Genomic DNA, 21,563 nt, shown 5'->3' on the forward strand with positions numbered 1-21,563 from the left:
GCATTTTTTGTTAAGGTTTTTTTTTGTTTTAAACTTTTCTTAAACATTATAGTGTAGAGACCGGATCATGGATCATTCCTAAAAGTTGTGTTTATGCGAAAATTTGTATTAATCTGTAAAGAAAGAACTCTACATTTCTGAAGCCTCTAAATTGTGCTCTAAAGGCTTTTATTTTGGCATTAAAAGATCCTGCAAATGCGTTTGTATTTCTATTGTCAAAATAATTCAGTATAGATTGATAATTTAGAGATATCGAGTTTGCTACAATATTAAAAGCTTAAAATCCAGATTCTTCTACTTCCTTAAACCAATGGGCTAATTTTGTATATGCTATTTCTTTAGAGATAGTTTTGTTGTTAAAAAGATTCCTAAGTTTTTGACATATTCCATATGCTTTTTTAATATCTGGATAATTCTCAAATAATATTTTGGCTCTTTGTTTCTGATTTTGAGTCCAGTCTGCTTTGGATTTGTATAATAGATAACGACTTCTAGCTAATAATTACTTTAAAGTATCTCCATTAGTAAAAGTTTCATTGGTATATACTTTGTTCTTGTTTTTAGCCTCTCTTATATCGTTATTTTCTTTATCTATAGCTTCCCAACGATGTTTTATACGAATATCTTGTAAAGCGTCTAAGGCTAATTTTTGTACATGAAACCTATCGGTAACTTGAGTTGCTTTAGGAAAGCATTTTTTAACAATTAGCTTGATTGTATTAGCCATATCTAAGGTGATTTCTTTTACCTTATTTCGTTTAGAACTAGGAATTTTAAATAGCTTGTCGATAACTTGTTCAGTTTTAGTTCCAGCAATGATAGCGACAATACTCCCTGCTTCACCTTTTGCTTTCTTATTAGTACCAATGGTATATAACTCTCCTTTCGATAAAGCGAATTCATCAATGGAAAGTTGCTTTCCTATATTTTCAGAAAACAGTAACCAATCTTTAGCTTGTGATTTTTCTTTCCATTTTTTAAAATCACTTAAATAATCTTTAAACTGTCGTTGTAGCTTTTTGCCATTGAGTCCATAAAAGCTAGCTATGGTATGATAACCATTGGCTTTAGTACTGATTAATTGCTTTTAAAAAAGCAGCAAACTCAATAGTCATACGAGTTCCATGTGCTACTAGATTCCAATCTCTATAAATCACTTTTTGAGTGGTTTTATTAAGCCATCTTCTTCGTTTGATATGAAGTAATACTGTTTTGCCTCTCAATGGAAAATCCTCCACTATAATTTCTTTATAAAAACCATGAGAAATAACCATATCCTTAGAAAATTCTTCAGGAATACCTTTTTTCTCTTCAAAATACAAATGAAGACTATCATTAATGGTTTGGTGCTTTATAATATCAAAGTGTGTAATTAGTATTTCTGGTAATAAACCTTTCAGTAGGTCGATGTAGGGATCTAAATTATTTTTTGCAAAAATCAACATTAAATATCAATTCGCCCACAACTTTTGAGATTGACCCATTTTTAGCTTTTCTAAGCTTTGAACTAAGTAGTATAGCCTTAATACCTTTTTCTTTATAAGCTTTTAACCATAGCTCAATACTCCGAACACTATAGCCTAGATGACTTGCTAAATCCGATTATTTTTTGAAAATTCCTTCTTTTATATGAATTAGCGATTGTAATCGTAAAACATTTTTAGGATTTGATTCTTTTCGAATCATTGAGCGAAGTCTCGGGTCAACGACAATTTATGAGGATTGACTATTTTAGGAGTTTAAATAAGTTCAATACATATAGAATTATTAGAATCTGTCCTCCCCCAAGATTTGCTAGTTTATTTTGATATTATATCCTTTGAAAAATTAGAAGATATTTCAGTTAAAAGGGATGCTTTTTACATCTACTTAGAAGAGAAGAATATTCTACCCCAAGTTTACTCAAAGCTTGATTATGAATCTAAAGGATTTGTTAGCAGTAAACAAATTTAAGACTTTCCTGTATGCGGTAAAGCAGTTTATCTTCATATAAAGACAAGACTTTGGCGAGATAAGAAGACTAAAAAGATAGAAGTTAAAAATGACTATTCATTCATTGCAGAAAGCTGTAAATTAACGGCAGAACTTTCTGCTTTTTTTAAAAGCTACAGGTAGAGACCCGATAAGATAAGATAAGTAATATAGCAAGTTATTATGGTATTTATCCCCGGACTTTACAACGGCATTACAAGAAACAAGTAAGCGGATTTGATAGTTGGAAACAAAAGCCACATTGTGAAGATTATCTTATGTATCCACAATGGACTACTAAATTTGGTACAATTTTTCTAAGCCACTTGTTTATATTTATATTCTGTTAATTTTCTTTCCATTTCCAAAGGAGTCATATATCCTAAAGCTGAATGTATTCTTTCTGTATTATACCACAATATATATCTTTCGATACACTGATAAAGATGTAGATGGTTTTCAAATTGATATTGATTTAGGTATTCATATTTAATAGTTTTAAAAAAGGATTCTGCTAATGCATTATACCAACAATTACCTTTTCTACTCATACTTTGTATTACTTTTGTATTGATATTTAATAGTCGAACTATTTTATTAGAGGTGTATTGGACTCCTTTATCGGAATTAAAAATAAGATTGTTTTCAATAGCACGTGTATTTCGAGCTTTAATCCAAGTTGGATACACGGTGTTTTCTGTGGTCATATCTTCACTCAAAGTCCAACCCACTACTTTATGATCTGCTAAATCGATAATGGTTGTTAAGTAGTTCTAACGTTGACCTAATGGGATATAAGTAATGTCAAATACCCATTTTGGACCTATTTGAGTACTTGTAAAATCTCTATTAAGTATATTTTTAGCTACTGGATTATCGTGTTTTGATTGGATAGTTATAACAAATTTCCGCTTTAAAATACTTTTTAATCCCATTTGCCGCATTAATCTACCAATGTAGGAAATACGATAAACCAAGCCTTCTGATTGTAATTTCTTTTGAACTCGGGTGCTACTATAAGCACAACGACTTTGTTGAAAAAGATATTGAATTCGCTCTTTTAAATACACCAATTTCTCATTGAGATTCTCTTTATTAGAAAACCAATTATAATAAGAATTCCTGCTTACTTTCACACATTTACACATCTTCTCAACCGAATATAATGCCTTATTTACTAAAATAAACCACTATGGACTAAAGTGCCATAGGTTTCTTCCCGACTAAAGTCGGTTGTACGCAATCACTCTAATATGAAATTGTCATTATCATTTGTAGATTTTCGATGATACTCCAAATATTCATTTACCATTTTATCGGTGATATTACCTGTACTCCAACATCCAAAACCTATTGCCCAAAAATGCCTGCCCCAATAACGCTTCCTCAATTCTGGAAATTTTTCATGAAGCTTTCGTGAACTACGACCCTTTAACTTTTTTACTATAGTGCTGATGTTTTGGGAAGGGCAATACTCTATGTGCATATGAACATGGTCTTTGCTAACAACACCTTTCAATATATTAATCCCTTCTGCATCGCAAATCTGTATCAGAATTTTTCGACAATCCTTCTGAATATCTCCTTGTAAAACTGAATAACGGTATTTCGTGCTCCAAACTATGTGCACGGTTAAACGAGAAACCGTGTGTCCATTTACCCTTTGTTCTGACATAAAAACAAAGGTAAGTATTTTTAGAAGCTAAAGCGAAATCCACTAAAGTGCATAGTTTTAACTATTTTTGAGACCAATAAACTATCAAATCTTGGGGGAGGACAGCTCCTAATAATTCTATATGTATTGAACTTATTTAAACTCCTAAAATAGTCAATCCCCATAAATTGTCATTGACCCGATAAAATATCAAATTGAATTACCTAAAAATTAATAGCGTGTCATGTCGATAACGAGAAGTATAAGAGATGAGAGATATCAATACTACGAACATGAGATTCCTCTATTCGTTCGGAATGGCGCTTTTAAATGGGTTTTAGCAATGAAAATATTAAAATCAACGCTATGGCATCACGAACTCACAATTATTTAGGTATGAACTACTTTGAAAGAGCCTGCGCTAAATCGTCCAATAAATCTTCAATATCTTCTACGCCAACACTCAGTCGGATTAATGAGTCGGTAATTCCTATTTTTAAACGCTCTTTTTCTGGAATGGATGCGTGAGTCATCGTTACAGGGTGGCTTACCAAACTTTCTACTCCACCTAGCGATTCAGCCAAGGTAAAAATGTTGGTGTTTTCTAAAAAAGTCAACGCCGCTTGTTTGCTTTCATCTTTCAATCGAAAAGAAACCATACCTCCAAAAGCATCCATTTGCTTTTTGGCGATTTCATGATTTGGATGACTCTCTAATCCTGGATAAAACACCTCTGCTACTTTTGGATGCTTTACTAAATATTCAGCAACTGCTTTTCCGTTTTCGCAATGTCGCTGCATACGTAAATGCAAGGTCTTTACGCCACGAAGTGCTAAAAACGAATCCATAGGTCCTGCAATCGCACCCGCAGCAAACTGAATAAAATGTAATTGTTGTGCTAACTCCGCATTTTTGGTTATCAAAGCTCCCATTACCAAATCGGAATGCCCGCCTAAATATTTGGTTGCCGAATGCATTACAATATCAACTCCTAGATCTAACGGGCGTTGTAAATAGGGTGTCGCAAAGGTATTATCAACCGCCACCACAACATCAGGCTTAGCCTTTTTTACAGCTTTGGTGATTTCCTCTATATCTGCAATTTTCATGAGCGGATTGGTAGGTGTTTCTATCCAGATGAGTTTGGTGTTTTCAGAAACTGCATCAGTTACCTTCGCAACTTCATTCATATCAACATACTGAAATGTCAATCCGTATTTTTCAAACAATTGGGTAAATAGGCGATAGGTTCCTCCATAAATATCATCTCCTGCAATAATCTCGTCACCTGAGTTCAAGGTACGTAATACACAATCGATAGCTGATAAACCTGATGAAAAGGCAAATCCGTGTGTTCCATTTTCAAGAGCAGCAAACGCATTTTCTAATGCTGTACGTGTTGGATTCGCTGCACGTGAATACGCATATCCTTTGTTAACACCTGGACTAGACTGTGCATAGGTGGAGGTTTGAAATATCGGAGGCATTACTGCGCCCGTAGCTTCTTCTGGTTGTTGCCCTCCGTGTATGGTTTTCGTGTTGAACTTCATCTGTTGCATTTTGTTGTTGCTTTTTTTAAAACAACATTCATTTATGAGACTTAAACCAATTTACACATGCTCATGATAATGCCTAAGTGCATTCCTTCGTGTAAATTGTTAAAGGCAATAGCACTTTCAATAGAGTCTAGTACAAAACCTGTACTGGTTTCGTATTTTTGATATTCTTTAAAAATTCCTGCTTCAAAATCTTCCTCTAAAGTATCGGGTAATCCGATGAGTAATTCTTTTACTTCTTCAAATTCCTCTTCGGTAAATTTTTTAGTTGGAAAAGTTCCTTTTCTGTATCCTTCTACTAAGTCATCAGGTACTAAGCAATCCAATCCAGATAAGGCATAGTGTAATAGTTGTTGTGTAACCACCAAGTGCGCAACATTCCAAGCAATATTATTATTGAATCCTTCTGGAATGACGTGCAATTGTTCGAGTGATAAGCCTTCTATTCTTTTTAAAACTAAGTCTCTTGATTTTTTTAAAACCTCAAACTGTGTATTCATTTTTCTACTTATTTTAGCTACTTCAAAGATACCTATTTAACCAACACCATAAAATTTCCATCAATGAAGAAAGTTTATTTTTTACAAACTTGTGATACCTGCCGTAGAATTTTAAAAGAGGTAAATCTTGACGGATTTGAAAAGCAAGAAATAAAAACCCATCCGATTACCGTGGCGCAATTAGAGGAAATGCGTACATTAACAGATAGCTACGAAAGCTTATTCAACAAGCGTGCTAAGCTATATCGAGAAATGGATTTAAAGAATCAAAATTTAACAGAAACTGATTACAAACACTATATTTTAGATGAATATACGTTTTTAAAACGCCCTGTTTTTATCGTTGGCGACCAAATTTTTATCGGAAACAGTAAAAAAGTAGTAGAAAATTTAAAGGCACTTATTAGTTAAATAACAATACAACTCCGACTGTAAAATATCGGAGTTTTTGATACATTCTATTTTCTTTTCTTGTGTTTCCCTTCGACTACGCTCAGGGAACACGACTACGCTATAGCATATTCAATTAATAAAATAATTTGTTAATTGGCAGCAACATTGTTGTTTTTTGTAGATGCTTCTACAATTGCTGATAATTCATCCATGGTAAGGTTGGTTTTTATTCCTAACAATACCAACTCGTCACTGTTGTCGTGAACGTTGACAATAATTTCTTTGATACGGTCTTTTGTTTGTCTAAAATATACCGTAACTCTTTCTTTACCATCCTTTACTTTTACTAAAGTTTTTAATTGATTTCTTCGTACAAATTTTTTAAAGTCTTGTTCTACTGAAGTCGTATTGTTATTGAAGACCATGATTTTATAATTTTTAGATTTCTTCAAGAAAACCCCAAATTCATCAGTATCTTCATCTGAAATAAACATATTGGCAAAAAAACTAGGGATATTTAAAGAGACCTCTGCCTTATCTTTATTCGATTGATAAAATGTTTTAAAATTTTCATTTTGAGCAAAAGAACTTAACACAAAAAATAAGCAAAAGATGGTTGTAATTCGTTTCATAATACTAGTGTTTTAAATAAAGACGACACCAATTTTTTTTTGTTACAAACATAAAACTTAAAATTAACTGAATAACGGGTAAAAAATTGTTTCATATTGACTTTTCTGTTGGTTAAACACTAATTACATTTGGAAATAGAGTTTTTGAATTCTCTGTAGAATTGGACGATTTTCGCAAAAAGTTTACTGCAGAAATAGAAAATTGTCTAATTTTGGAAGATTTATCTATAAAAAGGCGCAATAAAAAAGGTAACATATCAAAAAAGGCGCAATAAAAAAGGTAACATATCAAAAAAGGCGCAATAAAAAAGGTAACATATCAGATACTGCCTTATTTCGGGTTTGCCAAATCAAACGAGAAAAACAGTATAATGCCTTAAGGGTATCGCTGAAAAAAATCTACTATGAAGTGGTTCTTTAGAGATAAAGATTACATCTCTAAAGCACTATTAGAACTACTATTTAAATATGGTATAGGAGTAAAAGCGAGAAAGAATATGAAAAATGTAGAATATATCTGGTGCAGATGCTATAGTACTGATAAAAGAGTTCTTGCAAAACCGGTCAATGACGAAATCAAGTTATTTACATTAAAAAATCACACCAAAATATTTACAAAATAACTTTGCAATTGGATAGTAAAAACCTACCCTAACAACATTATAACCTTTCTTACAATTTTACCGACCAACCTTCGTTTTGTAGTACGATGGAAACAATAAAAGAAAAACTATTACAACTTAAAGAGAAAAAGACCTTACGTCTTTTATTGAAATCTATAGTAATATTGCTTCTTTTTGGAGTTGTTTCAGTAATACTTTTATTTTCTTTAGTGTATTTTGAAGTGTTTGGTAAACTACCCAATAAAGAAGAGTTGACATCCATCATCAGTGAGGAGGCTTCATTAATCTATTCATCAGATGAGGTGATTATTGGGAAACTATTTGCTGAGAATAGAACCAATGTTAAACTGTCACAAATTCCTACTCATTTAAAAGAAGCGCTAATTGCTACAGAAGACAAACGTTTTTATTCTCACAACGGTTACGATGGCCAGAGCTATGCACGGGTTTTTTTTAGAAGTTTGTTATTACAAGATGCATCTGGAGGTGGTGGAAGTACCATTACCCAACAATTGATTAAAAACCTCTACGGAAGGCAATATCATGGGTTTTTAAGTTTGCCTATTAATAAAATTAAAGAACTCATCATTGCTAGTCGCATAGAAAAGGTGTACAGTAAAGATGAAATCTTGTTGTTATATTTGAATTCAGTGCCTTTTGGAGAAAATGTTTTTGGCGTAGAATCCGCCGCCAATCGGTTTTTTAACAAATCTGTAAACGAACTAAACATCGAAGAATCGGCAGTACTTGTCGGAATGTTAAAAGCCAATACCTATTACAATCCGAGATTGCATCCAGAGAATGCTAAAAAACGTCGCAATACGGTTCTTCAACTGATGAATAGCGAAACGTATTTAAGTAATGAAGATACAAACAGTCTACAAAAACTTCCTATTGTTCTTCACTACAACAACCTAAATTCAAATGCAACAGCCGGTTATTTTACCTATCAGGTAAAGAAAAAAGCCATGGAGCTTATAAAAACTGTTAATGAAACTTCAAACAGTAATTACAATTTAGAAACCGATGGTTTAAAAATTTATACGACGCTGAATTACGATATGCAACAAATTGCAGAAAAAGCTGTAAAAAAACAGCTTATCATCAAGCAACAACAATTAGACAAGGAATTGGCATCGAACAAGTTAAAAAATAAATGGTTACATAAGAAACAGTTTACAGAAAACGATAAACATAAGAGAACTATGCAACTGTTCGACTGGGACAGCACAAAAACCATTACTGGTAACAAAATTGACAGTCTTTGGTATTATGATAAAATGTTGAATGCCGCTGTTTTGATTACGAATCCGAAAAATGGAGCGGTGATCAGTTGGGTGGGCGGTAATAATTTTAACACGCTTCCTTTTGATATGGTATTATCACACCGCCAGATAGCCTCAGCTTTTAAACCATTTTTGTATGCAACGGCTTTAGAAAATGGCATTTCTCCTTGTGATTATTTTGAAAATGAAGAAAAAACATATCCCAAATACGAAAACTGGAAACCACAAAATGCCGACCACAGCTCCACTCCCGATAAAAAAGTTGCTCTCTGGTATGCCTTGATTCAATCGATGAACATTCCTAGTGTAAATTTGTATTTTAAACTAGAAAAAGAATGGTTGATTGACACGTGTAAAAAATTGCAGTTCCCAGAAATCACAGACGATGCTCCTTCAATTGCTTTAGGAACCTTAGATGTATCGTTGTTAGAAGCGACTAGAGCCTACGGTGCATTTGCAAATAAAGGAGAAATGAAAGATGTATACATGATTCAGAAAATTACCGATAAGGAAGGAAACATTATTTATGAAGAAATCCCACAAAAAGCTGAACAAATATTTACCAAAGAAAGTACGCAAACCCTAACGACCATTTTACAACAAGCGGTGGAACAAGGAACAGGAAATAGTATCAGAAACACCTATAACATTAAGAGTCCGCTAGCAGGCAAAACGGGTACTGCTCAAAATTATACCAATGCTTGGTTTATGGCATATACTCCGAATATCGTACTTGGAACTTGGGTTGGAACTTCCAAAAACGATGTCCATTTTACGAGCGGAAAGGGTTCAGGTTCTTCTTTAGCATTACCTATTGTAGCAAACATTCTTAAAGAGATTGAAAATAACCCTGAATTAAATGAACAATACCTAACTCCATTCGACATTCCTGAAGAGATTTCTTCCAAAATCGACTGCGCTCCTTATAGAGAAAAGGGAATTAAAGGCTTTTTCAATCGACTTTTTGGGAAGAAGAAATAATATCATTTATAATTACTATTTTCATTAATCTACCCAATGAAAATACTTTTCTTTAATTTTTTCTTTATTCATTTTTAAGTTCTCTATAAAAGCTTTGGCTACTGGAGATAAATTCTTTTTTTCAGCCATACCAAATTCCATTGTGTCATTATTGGCAACCCTTTATAGGGAATAACTGTAATTTCTCCTTTTTCTACAGCGTTTCTAATTCCAATCATGGGCATAATAGAATATCCTAAACCTGCAATTACTGCCTGTTTTAATGCTTCGTTAGAAGTGAGTTCTATTTTTTTAGTCACAGGTAAATTTCTACCCTGAATAAAAGCTTCCATAGAATTTCGTGTAGCTGAACCTCGTTCTCTATAAAGCAACGGTTGTTCTTTAAATATGAGTTCTTTTGCTCCTTTACGTTCTCGTTCTCTTTCCGTTCCTCCAACTAAGTACAAACTATTTTGTATAAGCGGTAATCTTTCTAAAGAAAGATGATCTGGCAATACTGAAACCAAGGCAAAATCTACCTTATTTTCTTCTAAATCTTCTACTACTTTTAGCTTATTGGTTACGTCAATTGAAAACTCAATTCCAGGATGTGCATTCACAAAGTCTGAAAGATAATACGGCATTACATACTTTCCTGTAGAAACCACTGCAATTGAAAGTTTCCCTGCAAGTTTTCCTTGGTAACGATTCGTCTTGTACTCTATTGCCTCAACCTCATCCAATATAACTCGTGCTGCTTGCGCTATTTCTTCTCCAAAAGCAGTTACGTACAACTTTCTTCCCACAACTTCTGTTAACGGAATAGGAAATTGTTCTTGAAATTTTTTTAATTGAATAGATACCGCTGGTTGCGTAAGGAATAAAGATTCAGAAGCTCTGGTAATACTCCTTTTATTAACAATTTCTACAAATACTTGAAGTTGATGCAGTGTATATTTCATAAACACTTTTTATGTTGTACATAACAAATATAAATAAAAATATATGAACAACTCGTTGCATATTTGCACTGCAAAAATATTGTAGCCATGATATTTTATATGGTGAAAAGTATAGATAATTCTTTACTAAATTAATTTTATGGATTTAAACTTATTATTTGACAATCTTACCAATCCTGCACTCTTATTTTTTGTACTTGGTATCTTGGCATCTCAATTAAAAAGTGATCTCGAAATTCCGAAAAACTCTTCTAAGTTTATCTCACTGTACCTCTTACTCGCGATTGGTTTTAAGGGCGGACAAGAATTAGCACACAGTGTGTACAGTGCAGATATTATCTATGCCGTAATCGCTGGTTTAGTCCTAGCACTTGTAGTTCCTTTATATACTTTTTACATACTTCGCCTAAAATTCAATGTAGAAAATTCAGGAGCCATAGCTGCCGCTTATGGTTCGGTTAGTGCGGTAACTTTTGTAACTGCAGTCAGTTTTTTAGAAATGAAACAAATTGAGTTTGGAGGGCATATGGTTGCTGTCATGGCTTTGATGGAGGCTCCTTCCATTATTATTGGAGTACTTTTAATACGCATATATTCTAATGGTAACCATTCTAGTAAAGAATTGTTTGCTCTTGTTAAACATGCCATAACCAACGGAAGTGTACTCCTTATTTTAGGCAGTTTAGTAATTGGATTTATTGCTAGTGATGCACAAGCTGAAGGGATAAAGCCTTTTACTACCGATATCTTTAAAGGATTTTTAGCTGTATTCTTGCTAGATATGGGAATTACGAGTGGTAAAAAAATTAAAACATTACTCAACAAAGGATGGTTTGCCTTGTTGTTTGCCATTGTAATACCCATAATTAATGGGGTGTTGATTGCCAAAATATCGGGTCTTTTTCTAACCACCGTAGGAGATCGATTTTTACTTGCCATACTAGCAGCCAGTGCATCTTACATCGCCGTACCCGCAGCGATGCGTATAGCAGCTCCCAAGGCAAACCCTAGTTTGTATTTACCCATGGCTTTAGCAATAACGTTTCCCTTTAACATTACTTTGGGTATGCCACTGTATATGTATATAATTCAAAATTTGTAGTGTTAATTTAGTAAATTGCTAAACCAAGCTTTGTATAACCGTAATTGATAATTGTGGTTATACTTTTTTACAGTAACAACTAGGCGAATAGTGTAGCAAAAGCCTCTTCAATTTTACTCACTAAAATTAGTTTTATCGAATGATTTTTACTGGTAATTTTATTATATTTTGATGTTACAAAGGTTGTATAGCCTAGTTTTTCAGCTTCTGTAATACGTTGGTCTATTTTAGATACAGGACGAATCTCACCCGCTAAACCAACCTCTGCAGCAAAACACACATCGGGGCTAATTGCCAAATCTTGATTTGACGATAAAATGGCTGCCACCACGGCTAAATCTATTGCAGGGTCGTCTACATAAATTCCACCTGTAACATTTAAAAACACATCTTTTGCTCCTAGTTTGAATCCCGCTCGTTTTTCTAGTACGGCTAAAATCATATGTAGGCGTTTTAGATTATAGCCTGTGGTGGTTCGTTGGGGTGTTCCGTAGACGGCTGTTGAAACCAAAGCCTGAATCTCAATCATTAACGGACGAATACCTTCTAATGTAGATGCAATGGCTGTTCCGCTTAAATCGGCATCTTTTTTTGAGATTAATATTTCAGAAGGATTTGAGACCTCTCGCAATCCGTCCGATAACATTTCGTAGATTCCTAATTCGGCAGTGGATCCAAAACGGTTTTTTTGTGAACGTAGAATTCGATAGGTATGATTTCGGTCTCCTTCAAATTGCAATACCACATCGACCATATGTTCTAAAATCTTGGGACCTGCAATATGTCCTTCCTTATTAATATGTCCGATTAACAATACAGGAGTCGCAGTTTCTTTGGCAAATTTTATCAATTCTGCGGAAGTTTCTCGTATTTGTGAAATACTTCCTGGCGAAGCTTCAATGGTGTTGGTATGCAAGGTTTGAATAGAATCAATTACCAATACCTCGGGTTGTACTTCTTCAATATTTTTGAAAATCTGCTGGGTATTGGTCTCCGTTAAAATTAAGCAGTTGGAGTTGGTTCCATTCAAACGTTCTGCTCGCATTTTTATTTGCGACTGACTTTCTTCCCCAGAAACGTACAATACTTTCTGCGGAATTTGTAAGGCAATTTGTAATAACAATGTAGATTTACCAATACCTGGTTCTCCACCTAACAACACCACCGCTCCTTTGACCAATCCACCACCTAAAACGGTATCTAATTCTTGATTTTGAGTACCAAAACGTTCTTCTGGATTCAGTTGAATTTCTTCAACTCTAAGTGGTTTTGCTACTCTTTTTGGGGAGTTCGATGGTGATTTCCAGTTCCTTTTTTCTTCTTTTTGAATGACTTCTTCCACAATCGTATTCCATTGTTTACATGAGCCACATTGTCCTACCCACTGTGCGTGTTGTGCGCCACAGTTTTGACAGAAAAAAGTTGTTTTGGTTTTTGCCATTTTTTGAGTTTGAAAGTATACAGAGTTTAAAAGTTGGAAAGTTACAAAGTTTTGTTTAGGTATCAGCAATTAAAAACAGCCCACCAAATGGCAGGCTGTGTTAACAAAAAAATAAATCTTCTTGGTATAGAACCTTTATTTTTTATGAGTTGAGTTCTCTTTTTGCTTCTTTAAAATCTTTAGGAGTATTGATATTTCTAATCAAATCATCTTCAACCTCAACAATTTCAACATCAGAATTAATGAGCATTTTTCTGGGGCATGAGTAGCCTTGTGCCAAGTATTGCAATAATTTTCCGTAGGCTTTAGGTTCGTACAAGGCAATTAAAGGCTCGGGAAAATCTTTGTTGCTTCCCTTAATGGCTGTAGCAATCTTACTCGGATTTCTTTTTTGTAACAATAATGTAATAAGTTCTTCATTTACAAAAGGAAGATCGGTCGCCAAGACTAACCAAGCGGTATTCGGGTCTTTTTGAAAAGCAGTACAAATGCCTCCAAAAGGTCCTAAATTTAAAAAGGTATCTGGAATTTCATGGGTCGTTTCGAGCGAAATCGAATAATCTCTAACAGAATAATACGTTTCTAAAGAACAGCTTTCTAATAATTCTTTCGCATGTTCTTTTTGGGGTTTTCCAAAATAATCTAACTCCGATTTATCGGTACCCATTCGAGTGCTTTTTCCGCCTATCAATACCAAACCTTTAACTGGAGCAATGTTTTCTTTAATAAGATGATGAATATGATTAGATATCTTATCAATTTCATTAATTGTATACGAAGTACTATTTTTTATGTTTGGAAAGCGTTCTAACAAGCAATCAAAATATCTTGAGTTTTCACTCAATTTAACCACAAATTGAATGTTAGTCAATTGGTCTAGTCGTTTTTTTACAGAAGCTTCTTTTTCATCATCTAAAATCAGTATTTGCTTAGCTCCTTGGTAGTGATTTCCGTTAATAAACACCAAATCATGGTTATAAAACTGCAAACGTTGTTCGTATTTGTTTATAGAAGAAGTAGTGTTAATGTGTAAATTTCCTTCGTGATGAAAGGTGTATTCAGTCAACGTGTTTTGCTGAAGATCTTTGGCGTGTGAAGCATCAAAATACCCTAAGTTATACTGTGATAATTTTTTTGAGACGTCGTTCACTAAGTCGGCTATAACTCCGCATTTTGTTCCTAAAATAGCAACTTCGTTCGGAGCAAAATTATCCGTGTGTTTTTTCACTAGATTGGTATGTTTGGTGTGTTTTTTATCCATTGTTAATATCCGATTTTCCGCCTGTTTTTTCTACTAATTTTACTTCTTTAATAATCATTTTTTGACTGATAGCTTTACACATATCATAAATGGTTAAGCACGTTGCAGATGCTCCTGTAAGGGCTTCCATTTCTACGCCTGTTTTGCCTTCGATGGTTACCTCACAAAAAACCTCCACATGCTCATTGTCTATAATATTGATATCAATAGCTACTCCGTTGATTAACAAAGGATGACACATCGGTATGATATCTGAGGTTTTTTTTACAGCTTGAATCCCCGCAATAATGGCCGTTTGAAAAACAGGTCCTTTTTTGGTGATAAGCTCACTGTTCGTAAAATGACTGATAATTTCTGAACCTAAAAACATGGTTGCTTTCGCAATAGCCGTACGTTTGGTGATTTTTTTATCAGAAACATTAACCATTTTAGGTTGGTTTTGCTCGTTGATGTGCGAAAAGTTGCTCACTTTGTTTAGTGTTTAGTTGTTAATGTTGAGTGTTTAGTGTTTAGTTCTTAGTTAGGTTTTGTTGTGAGGTTTTTACAATTGCTGTTAATAATCTAATCAATTCATGAATATCTGAAAGCATGTCCGTCACATCAATATTTGTTAAATCACTTTCTTTTAATAAACGTAGCCAGTAGTTAGTTTCTCTTGCTTCTTTTGAAGAGATAGACATTTTAGCTATAAAGTCTTTTTTACTTTGCCCTCCTAAAGCCTCTTCTATATTGGCTCCAATTGAAGTTCCACTTCTTAGAAGCTGTTTAGAAATTATGTATTCGTTTTCAGAAGACAGTTTTTTATAAAGTGTAATTATTTTAAGTGAAAACTGAAAACTTTTTTCTTGTACAAGGCTCTTTTTCATAACTTAAAATTAAGAATTTAAAACTAAACATTGATAATTAAAAACTCCTATATATCAATAGTGGAAAAACACTTCCTTTTTTAAATACTACTTCTTCAGTTTTAGGGAGTTCTATAAATCCATCAGTTGCTGTTAAACTAGCCAAATCTCCAGAACCATTTCCTTTTATGGGTGTTGCTAACCATTGTCCGTTTTCAGAAGTTAATTTTACTTGTAAAAAACAAGTTAGATTAGGTTTAAAAGTGATTTCTTCTTTGAGTACTGCTGTTTGTGCTTTTTGTTGTACCCCTACCGAGTTATAATACCACGGATAAAAATACACCAAGCAGTTTACAAAGGTTGAAACAGGATTCCCAGGAAAAGCGAACACCACTGCGTTTTTTTTGGTTTTATCTTCGGAATGATTGTTACTTAAATCTTCTGTAATGCCAAACCAAAACGGTTTTCCGGGTCGTTGAGCAACTTTATGAAACTGTTTTTTTACACCTAACTCCTCTAGCACTTCAGGTAAGAAATCGAATTTTCCTTTGCTTACAGCACCGCTGAATAGCAATACGTCATATTCTTTTAAGTAAGATTCAATTTTATCTTTTAAAACTGATTTTTCATCAGCGATATGCGCTGTTTTTGCAGGAATTTTTAAGTTATTCAATAAAGAAACAAGCGTATATACATTACTTCTTCTAATTTGATGGTCTAACGGATTTTCATCTACAGCTACCAATTCATCCCCTGTAGAAACAATCATTACCTTGGGTTGTTTGGCAACTTTCACCGTACTTTTGCCAACAGTAGCCAACACGCCGATTTCCGCAGGAGAAATAATGGTGTTTTTTTTAATAAGAACCTCTCCTTTGGTTTTGTCTGAACCTTGACGGTGAATATTTTGTCCTTCTTTAATTTCATCAACAGTAAGCGTAGCTACTAGCGTACTAATAGCAACATCTTCATAGCGAATTACGGTATCGGTATTGTTAGGTAATACAGCGCCTGTCATTACTTCATAACAGTTGGCAGCATTGTCAAGCGTTTGTTGAGGTGCCCCCGCAGGCTGAATTCCTTCAATCTTAAAATCACGTACACCATATTCAAAAAAGCGGTAGTTTATCGCAATACCATCCATGGCTACTCGGTTAAAGGGAGGAAAATCTCTATCGGCAACGATATCTTCTTTCAAAATTCTTCCCACCGATTCTAAAAACGGAATTTCTTCAACACCGAAGTCTTGTGTGTTTTCTAAAATTAATTGTTTGGCTTCTCTTACAGTAATCATATGTTAAAGCGTAACTGTTAAATCGTTTAAAAGTCTGATTGTTATATTGTTAAATTATCTCACTAACTCATAACCCCATTAACCCATTGCCTCATTATCTCATTAAATCATTGTCTCATTAACTCATTGTCTCACCCTCCGATGGTACTCATACTTTCAGAAACATTTCCTTGTTTTCGGTTGGCTTCTGCCACAAAACCATTTTCGGGTTTTTCTTTAATCAGTGATAAAAACAAGGCTTTTAACTCTTCATTACTGGCGCCGTTTCTAATAAAATCACGTAGATTAAAAACACCGTCATCGAACAAACAGTTTTTAAACGTTCCTGTTGAGGTAACTCGAATTCGGTTGCAATCGTTGCATATAGTACGGGTAAAAGCAGGAATTATTCCTACGGTTCCCACATGACCTTCCAAAGCAAAATTACGAGAAGTGGAAGATTTTTCTGAAGCTAATGGTACAATGGTGTAATTCGACTGTATTTCGTTTAAAATTTTCTGATAATTCCATACTTCTTCAGTATTTCGCTGCCCTTTTCCGTTAAAAGGCATTTCTTCAATAAAACGAACGGCAATATTTTTCTCTTTGGTCAAGGCTACAAAATCTACAATTTCATCGGTGTTAAAACCTGATTGCACGACCACATTTAATTTTAGATTCAACGAACTCTTCTCTAAAAGTTCAAAGGTTTTGTACACTTCGGGAAATACATCACGACGGGTAATTTTAGCAAACTTATCGGCATGCAAACTATCGATGCTTAAATTTATCGTTTTTACCTTTTTGAGTTTTTCTAACGTTTTAATGTGTTTAGAAACAAGTGCTCCGTTGGTCGTAATATTAATGGCGTCAAGTAAATCGTTGTACGACAGCATTTCTAAAAACGACATAAAATCTTTACGGGCAAAAGGTTCGCCACCTGTAAGTCGGACTTTGTTGACTCCTAATTCAGTCAACACCCGAACAATACGGTACATTTCTTTGTAGGTAAGCAGCTCTTTGCGAGGTACAATGTCAATCCCTTGTGCGGGCATACAATACTGGCAACGCAAGTTACAACGGTCGGTTACTGCTAACCGAACATAGCTAATTTGTCTACCAAAAGCATCAATGAGTTTACTCATAGCGCAAATGTACGGATTAATGCAGTAGTATTTTCTGTCATTTATCATGGTTTTTTAGAGGGAAATCATTCTTTGAAAGAAAGAAATGTCTTTTGGGGTGCCATGGAAAAAAACGATCATGCTATTTTTTAGTATAGAGTAACGACAAAATGTTTTATATTAGCAACATGAAAAGAAAAGGAAGTTGCTTGTTAGAGAATTGCTATTGATTTCTTCCTTAATTATATATTTCAACATATCAATTTTTGAGTACATTGAAAGTTCTATTTGACGTTATATGGATATTTTAAATATACTGGAAGTTAATAGTTGAATGCTAATTGAATTCAAATAAAGAAGTTATGGGCGGGGGTTCTAAATATTGAATTTTTTGCTTGAAGAAACTCGACACTTGCAGATTGACAATGCGGAAATATCGCTAAAATTTTGAAATGAAGATTAAAAATTAAATTATACATAAATCAACCAAAAATTAAAAATAATGAAAACAGTAAAGAGAATTATAGCAAGTTTTATCTTAGTAACTAGTGTATTATCATGTAGCTCGGATGAAGATACTACTTCGGCTAATTGTGGTGATGTAGTAAATCAACAAGCGCAAGGCAATGTACAAGGATTCGAGTACATAAATAAAGGAGGTACGTATACAGAATTATCAAATGGAGAATATAATTGCGCAATTTTTATACAAGAACCCATAGGAGGATCTTGTTTTTTTCCTGATTTTGAACCCATTAATGAAGAACTTATTGAAGTTAAAATTCTATTTGGTTTGAAGGAATTAAAACCCCAAACCATCACTTTTTCTGATACAGCTGAAATTGGGGGTACATTAGAAAATACCTTAAATTTTAATGCAATTATTAACGATAAAGACACGAACACCAATTATACAGATGCAGAATTGGCTACCTGCGGTACACTGGAAATCATAGAAATTAAAGACAATACAATTACTGGTAAAATCATTGCTGAAGGACAAAAAGGGAGCTCTATTAATGGAAATTTCACGTTGGATTTCTGCGAGTTTTAAATTTTTTAGCAAAAAAAATAGTAAAACCTCAATGCTTGTCTTGTTAAAAACTAAAACCCAATTGTGGTTTTATCTAGAATTTTAGTATAAAATTTAAATAGATTAAAAATGGACTCAACTCCTTAATATTAACGTGAGTTCGGGATAGTTTATCCTATTCTTTGTAAGTTATCGATATTGATATTAGGTTTAGTTGGATAAAACGAATAAGCGATTAACCCTGCGACTAAATTTAAGATAAAATTATCGAAGCTTCTGTGTCTTGTGTGCTCTATTTGACATACGTTTTTCAAAATATCATTCACACTTTCAATAACAGCCCTTTTTCTAAGCATAATTTTATCATAGATATGCATAAGAGTATTTTCATATTCTTTCTAATTTTTGTAACCAAATGTATTCCATCTACAAAAAGCTGTTCAAACAGTTCTTTACCTACATACCCTCTGTCGGCAAATATTTTTCCGAACACACGATTATGAAAGGCTTTATCTTTAAGTGGTTGCCTGTCATCTATATTACCTTGCGTAATTAAAAAGTCAACGATATCGCCCTTTTCATTGATAATAATATGAAGTTTAAAACCAAAGAACCACCCCATGGTTCCTTTCCCTTTTTTTGCGGTGTTTTTAAAAACTTTGTTCTGCTTTTCTCTTTTATAATGACATACTTTAATAGTGGTAGAATCTAAAAAGGAGATCCCTGTACATTGACCTAAACAGTGCATTTGAAGAAACAGTATCATAGGCACTGAACAACGCTTTTTCAATTCAACAAATCGGTTATAGGAAACTAAATCTGGAAATTCTTTTGACAAGTGTTTGCTAACATATTCGATATAAAAGTGTTTAAAACACCTAAAACCACTAAAATGGAAAAGCACCATAATTGTGATTATTTCACTTTGGGTGAGTTTAGGCTTTCTTCGTCTAACTATCTTTGAACAGGTTTCTAAAGCATTTTTATCAATAACTTGATTAATTTCGGCACAAAAATCATCAATTAAACAGAAAAATTCAGTAATTTTAAAATCAGAAATCATAGTGGAAAATTTAGTTATACAATTAAAAATCAGTACTTTAATTTACTAAATTTTTCGCTTTTTTTCGTGTAATTAAAAAACTTTTTTATCCCGAACTCACGTTAATATTAGGCTTTTAACCCCGAATTTCTATTTAAATTCTATAAAAACAGAAAAGGATTGCATCAAGTTATAGGCTTAAGCTTAGAGCTCAGAATAGTGTACCCTTTTCTGCTTTTAAATTTAACCCTTTTTATAGAATAAGAATTTATAAGGAGATCGAGATAAGAAAACTATTACCATTCTCTTGTGTTAAGACTAGAATCTAAAAATGTAGAGGAAATGTAAGTTTTTTTAATCCAAAAAAAGAGATTTTAGCTCTATTGCTTCTCTAGGATCCATTTTACCTGCTAAAACCAAGCTCAATTGCTTTCTGCGTAAGGCTGCTTCGTAACGTTGTTTTTCTAATTCTGTTTCTGGTTCAATTGGAGGAATTGGCACAGGTCTTCCTGTTTCATCTACGGCAACAAACGTATAAATACCTTCATTAACTTTTGTTTTTTCACCCGATTGACGGTCTTCTATCCAAACGTCAACATAAATTTCCATTGATGATTTAAAGGCACGTGATACTTTCGCTTCTAAGGTTACAACACTTCCCACAGGAACCGATTTTGTAAAAGCGACATGGTTTACAGAAGCAGTAACCACAATTCTTCTAGAATGTCGGCGTGCAGCAATACTACAAGCTCTATCCATACGAGCTAATAGCTCTCCTCCAAAAAGATTTTCTAAATAATTGGTTTCTCCAGGTAACACTAAATCGGTAAGTACCGTTAACGATTCTTTAGGCTTTTTTGCTCTCATCAATTACATTTTGCCGCAAAGATACGGCAACAAAAAAATTTATCTAAACGAATCGTAGTTTATTTAGCCAACAACCAAGCGTCTTTGCTTGCTGTAGCTTTAATCGTTTCTAACGCCTTTCTTGCTTCTTCTCTTGTTGTATAACTTGCAAAAGCCACCTGTGTTAATCCCAAGTTGTTTTTGCCAACAATAGAAGCTTCAAATCCTTTTTCTTGTAGTGCTACTAATTTGCTGTTGGCGTTACTTACTTCTTGAAAAGCCCCGGCAATAATATGAAAGTTCTTTGTCTCTTTACGAACGTTTAAATTGATAGTAGGTAGCGGATTGTCAATGACAAAGGTTGCCGATTGAATTTTCTTTTGAACTGCCTCTTCTTGGTTCGCTAATGCGTCTTGTTGTTGTTGATTTTGAATACCGTTCCATCCCACATAAGCAACACCTACAAAAACTGCAGCAGCAGCAACTCTTTTTAAGTATAACGGAATTGTTTTCGTTTCTTGTTCTGTTGAAATAGGAACTACTTTTTCTTGCTCCACTCTTTCAACAGCAGGTACGGTAACCTCAGCCAACCCATAAGAATCCGTTAAAAAGTTACTTGATGGATTGGGTTCGAAAATTAACTTTTTCGATTCATTTAAAGATAAACTTCCTACCGAAGCAACTTGAATAGTGGTCGTTGCTAACTCTTCATTCCATAATGCAACCTCTTCTGTAATAAAAGCAACTGCTTCTTCAAAAGAGCTGTTTTTAGTAGCAGCAATATAGTTCGCCAATAATCCGTCGTTATGCTGTAAATACGCATTAAACGTAAGTCGTTTTTTGGGAGGATAAAAAGTGTGCGTAGTCGTATTTACACTAGCAGCTATTTTATTCGTTATAAATCCTCCAAAGTTAGGAACGATTACGCAATCGTATCTATATAATAAATCGTTAATGTAGTCGGCTAATCTCATAACTACAAATATAGTTTTTAAAATTTAAAATTTAATAAACCAAGTAAATTTTAATAAATCGTTTTTTGTATATTGATAGTCAAAT

Annotated in this window: 21 protein-coding genes and 3 pseudogenes; 5 read left to right on the top strand and 19 right to left on the bottom strand. The window is 33.7% G+C overall.

All coding sequences use genetic code 11. The features are described 5' to 3' along the window. Nucleotides 1-91: 91 nt before the first annotated feature. The 7 genes and pseudogenes from P8625_RS16460 to P8625_RS10270 form a co-directional block, all read right to left on the bottom strand. Nucleotides 92-436 (bottom strand): annotated as a pseudogene (locus P8625_RS16460) (transposase); the annotation flags it as partial. 66 nt (nucleotides 437-502) lie between these two features. After that, complete coding sequence (locus P8625_RS16465; protein ID WP_456129263.1) at nucleotides 503-1,078, bottom strand: ISAon1 family transposase; 576 nt, start codon at nucleotides 1,076-1,078, stop codon at nucleotides 503-505. Continuing rightward, nucleotides 1,068-1,445 (bottom strand): ISAon1 family transposase N-terminal region protein, encoded by a 378-nt coding sequence (locus tag P8625_RS10250; protein ID WP_279650360.1) that lies wholly within the window; start codon nucleotides 1,443-1,445, stop codon nucleotides 1,068-1,070. Before P8625_RS10250 ends, P8625_RS16465 begins: the two co-directional genes overlap by 11 nt. Nucleotides 1,446-2,288: 843 nt before the next feature. After that, a pseudogene (locus P8625_RS16380) lies at nucleotides 2,289-3,158 on the bottom strand (IS3 family transposase); the annotation flags it as partial. Nucleotides 3,159-3,214: 56 nt separating this feature from the next. Next, the gene (gene tnpA / locus P8625_RS10260; protein ID WP_279650362.1) at nucleotides 3,215-3,646 is read right to left on the bottom strand and encodes an IS200/IS605 family transposase; all 432 of its coding nucleotides are present in this window, start codon (nucleotides 3,644-3,646) and stop codon (nucleotides 3,215-3,217) included. Between the two features lie 380 nt (nucleotides 3,647-4,026). Continuing rightward, nucleotides 4,027-5,220: a cystathionine gamma-synthase gene (locus tag P8625_RS10265; RefSeq protein ID WP_279652945.1), complete on the bottom strand. Its 1,194-nt coding sequence runs from the start codon at nucleotides 5,218-5,220 to the stop codon at nucleotides 4,027-4,029. A 5-nt stretch (nucleotides 5,221-5,225) separates the two neighbouring features. Next, nucleotides 5,226-5,681, bottom strand: a complete 456-nt coding sequence (locus P8625_RS10270) for a DinB family protein (RefSeq protein ID WP_279650363.1) — start codon at nucleotides 5,679-5,681, stop codon at nucleotides 5,226-5,228. Between the two features lie 63 nt (nucleotides 5,682-5,744). Here P8625_RS10270 and P8625_RS10275 point away from each other — a divergent pair, with 63 nt between their 5' ends. After that, nucleotides 5,745-6,092: an arsenate reductase family protein gene (locus P8625_RS10275; protein WP_279650364.1), complete on the top strand. Its 348-nt coding sequence runs from the start codon at nucleotides 5,745-5,747 to the stop codon at nucleotides 6,090-6,092. A gap of 131 nt (nucleotides 6,093-6,223) precedes the next feature. On the opposite strand, the gene P8625_RS10280 is transcribed toward P8625_RS10275, so the two are convergent. Beyond that, nucleotides 6,224-6,706: a DUF4252 domain-containing protein gene (locus P8625_RS10280; RefSeq protein WP_279650365.1), complete on the bottom strand. Its 483-nt coding sequence runs from the start codon at nucleotides 6,704-6,706 to the stop codon at nucleotides 6,224-6,226. 404 nt (nucleotides 6,707-7,110) lie between these two features. Here P8625_RS10280 and P8625_RS10285 point away from each other — a divergent pair, with 404 nt between their 5' ends. Both P8625_RS10285 and P8625_RS10290 read left to right on the top strand, forming a co-directional pair. Continuing rightward, nucleotides 7,111-7,329, top strand: a complete 219-nt coding sequence (locus P8625_RS10285) for a transposase (RefSeq protein ID WP_279650366.1) — start codon at nucleotides 7,111-7,113, stop codon at nucleotides 7,327-7,329. An 86-nt stretch (nucleotides 7,330-7,415) separates the two neighbouring features. Continuing rightward, nucleotides 7,416-9,596 (top strand): transglycosylase domain-containing protein, encoded by a 2,181-nt coding sequence (locus P8625_RS10290; RefSeq protein WP_279650367.1) that lies wholly within the window; start codon nucleotides 7,416-7,418, stop codon nucleotides 9,594-9,596. 98 nt (nucleotides 9,597-9,694) lie between these two features. On the opposite strand, the gene P8625_RS10295 is transcribed toward P8625_RS10290, so the two are convergent. After that, the gene (locus P8625_RS10295) at nucleotides 9,695-10,537 is read right to left on the bottom strand and encodes a LysR family transcriptional regulator (protein ID WP_322790477.1); all 843 of its coding nucleotides are present in this window, start codon (nucleotides 10,535-10,537) and stop codon (nucleotides 9,695-9,697) included. Nucleotides 10,538-10,676: 139 nt separating this feature from the next. Here P8625_RS10295 and P8625_RS10300 point away from each other — a divergent pair, with 139 nt between their 5' ends. Next, entirely contained in the window at nucleotides 10,677-11,639 is a 963-nt protein-coding gene (locus P8625_RS10300) for a sodium-dependent bicarbonate transport family permease (RefSeq protein ID WP_279650368.1), read from the top strand. Nucleotides 11,640-11,718: 79 nt separating this feature from the next. On the opposite strand, the gene radA is transcribed toward P8625_RS10300, so the two are convergent. The 6 genes from radA to moaA form a co-directional block, all read right to left on the bottom strand. Then, nucleotides 11,719-13,080: a DNA repair protein RadA gene (radA, locus tag P8625_RS10305; protein WP_279650369.1), complete on the bottom strand. Its 1,362-nt coding sequence runs from the start codon at nucleotides 13,078-13,080 to the stop codon at nucleotides 11,719-11,721. A 142-nt stretch (nucleotides 13,081-13,222) separates the two neighbouring features. After that, nucleotides 13,223-14,341 carry an NTP transferase domain-containing protein gene (locus P8625_RS10310; protein WP_279650370.1) on the bottom strand — a complete coding sequence of 373 codons (1,119 nt, stop codon included), beginning with the start codon at nucleotides 14,339-14,341 and terminating at the stop codon, nucleotides 13,223-13,225. Further along, nucleotides 14,334-14,810 (bottom strand): cyclic pyranopterin monophosphate synthase MoaC, encoded by a 477-nt coding sequence (moaC, locus tag P8625_RS10315; protein ID WP_279650371.1) that lies wholly within the window; start codon nucleotides 14,808-14,810, stop codon nucleotides 14,334-14,336. The genes P8625_RS10310 and moaC overlap by 8 nt, the downstream gene beginning before the upstream one ends. A gap of 40 nt (nucleotides 14,811-14,850) precedes the next feature. Further along, a complete protein-coding gene (locus P8625_RS10320) occupies nucleotides 14,851-15,207 on the bottom strand; it encodes a four helix bundle protein (protein ID WP_279650372.1) in 357 nt (118 codons plus the stop codon). A 37-nt stretch (nucleotides 15,208-15,244) separates the two neighbouring features. After that, nucleotides 15,245-16,480: a molybdopterin molybdotransferase MoeA gene (locus P8625_RS10325; RefSeq protein ID WP_279650373.1), complete on the bottom strand. Its 1,236-nt coding sequence runs from the start codon at nucleotides 16,478-16,480 to the stop codon at nucleotides 15,245-15,247. Between the two features lie 131 nt (nucleotides 16,481-16,611). Next, the gene (gene moaA, locus P8625_RS10330) at nucleotides 16,612-17,604 is read right to left on the bottom strand and encodes a GTP 3',8-cyclase MoaA (protein WP_279650374.1); all 993 of its coding nucleotides are present in this window, start codon (nucleotides 17,602-17,604) and stop codon (nucleotides 16,612-16,614) included. A 481-nt stretch (nucleotides 17,605-18,085) separates the two neighbouring features. Between moaA and P8625_RS10335 the strand changes: the two genes are divergently transcribed. After that, on the top strand, nucleotides 18,086-18,637 hold the full coding sequence (locus tag P8625_RS10335) for a hypothetical protein (RefSeq protein ID WP_279650375.1): 552 nt from the start codon (nucleotides 18,086-18,088) through the stop codon (nucleotides 18,635-18,637). Between the two features lie 149 nt (nucleotides 18,638-18,786). Here P8625_RS10335 and P8625_RS16385 read toward each other — a convergent pair whose 3' ends face one another. The 4 genes and pseudogenes from P8625_RS16385 to P8625_RS10350 form a co-directional block, all read right to left on the bottom strand. Further along, a complete protein-coding gene (locus tag P8625_RS16385; protein ID WP_407704776.1) occupies nucleotides 18,787-18,942 on the bottom strand; it encodes a hypothetical protein in 156 nt (51 codons plus the stop codon). Between the two features lie 6 nt (nucleotides 18,943-18,948). Continuing rightward, nucleotides 18,949-19,679, bottom strand: a pseudogene (locus P8625_RS10340) (IS982 family transposase); the annotation flags it as partial. Nucleotides 19,680-20,012: 333 nt separating this feature from the next. Next, entirely contained in the window at nucleotides 20,013-20,525 is a 513-nt protein-coding gene (locus P8625_RS10345; protein WP_279650376.1) for an acyl-CoA thioesterase, read from the bottom strand. Nucleotides 20,526-20,584: 59 nt separating this feature from the next. After that, nucleotides 20,585-21,478 carry an HU domain-containing protein gene (locus P8625_RS10350; protein WP_279650377.1) on the bottom strand — a complete coding sequence of 298 codons (894 nt, stop codon included), beginning with the start codon at nucleotides 21,476-21,478 and terminating at the stop codon, nucleotides 20,585-20,587. Nucleotides 21,479-21,563 lie beyond the last annotated feature (85 nt).

Source organism: Tenacibaculum tangerinum, from assembly GCF_029853675.1.
Lineage (GTDB): Bacteria > Bacteroidota > Bacteroidia > Flavobacteriales > Flavobacteriaceae > Polaribacter > Polaribacter tangerinum_A.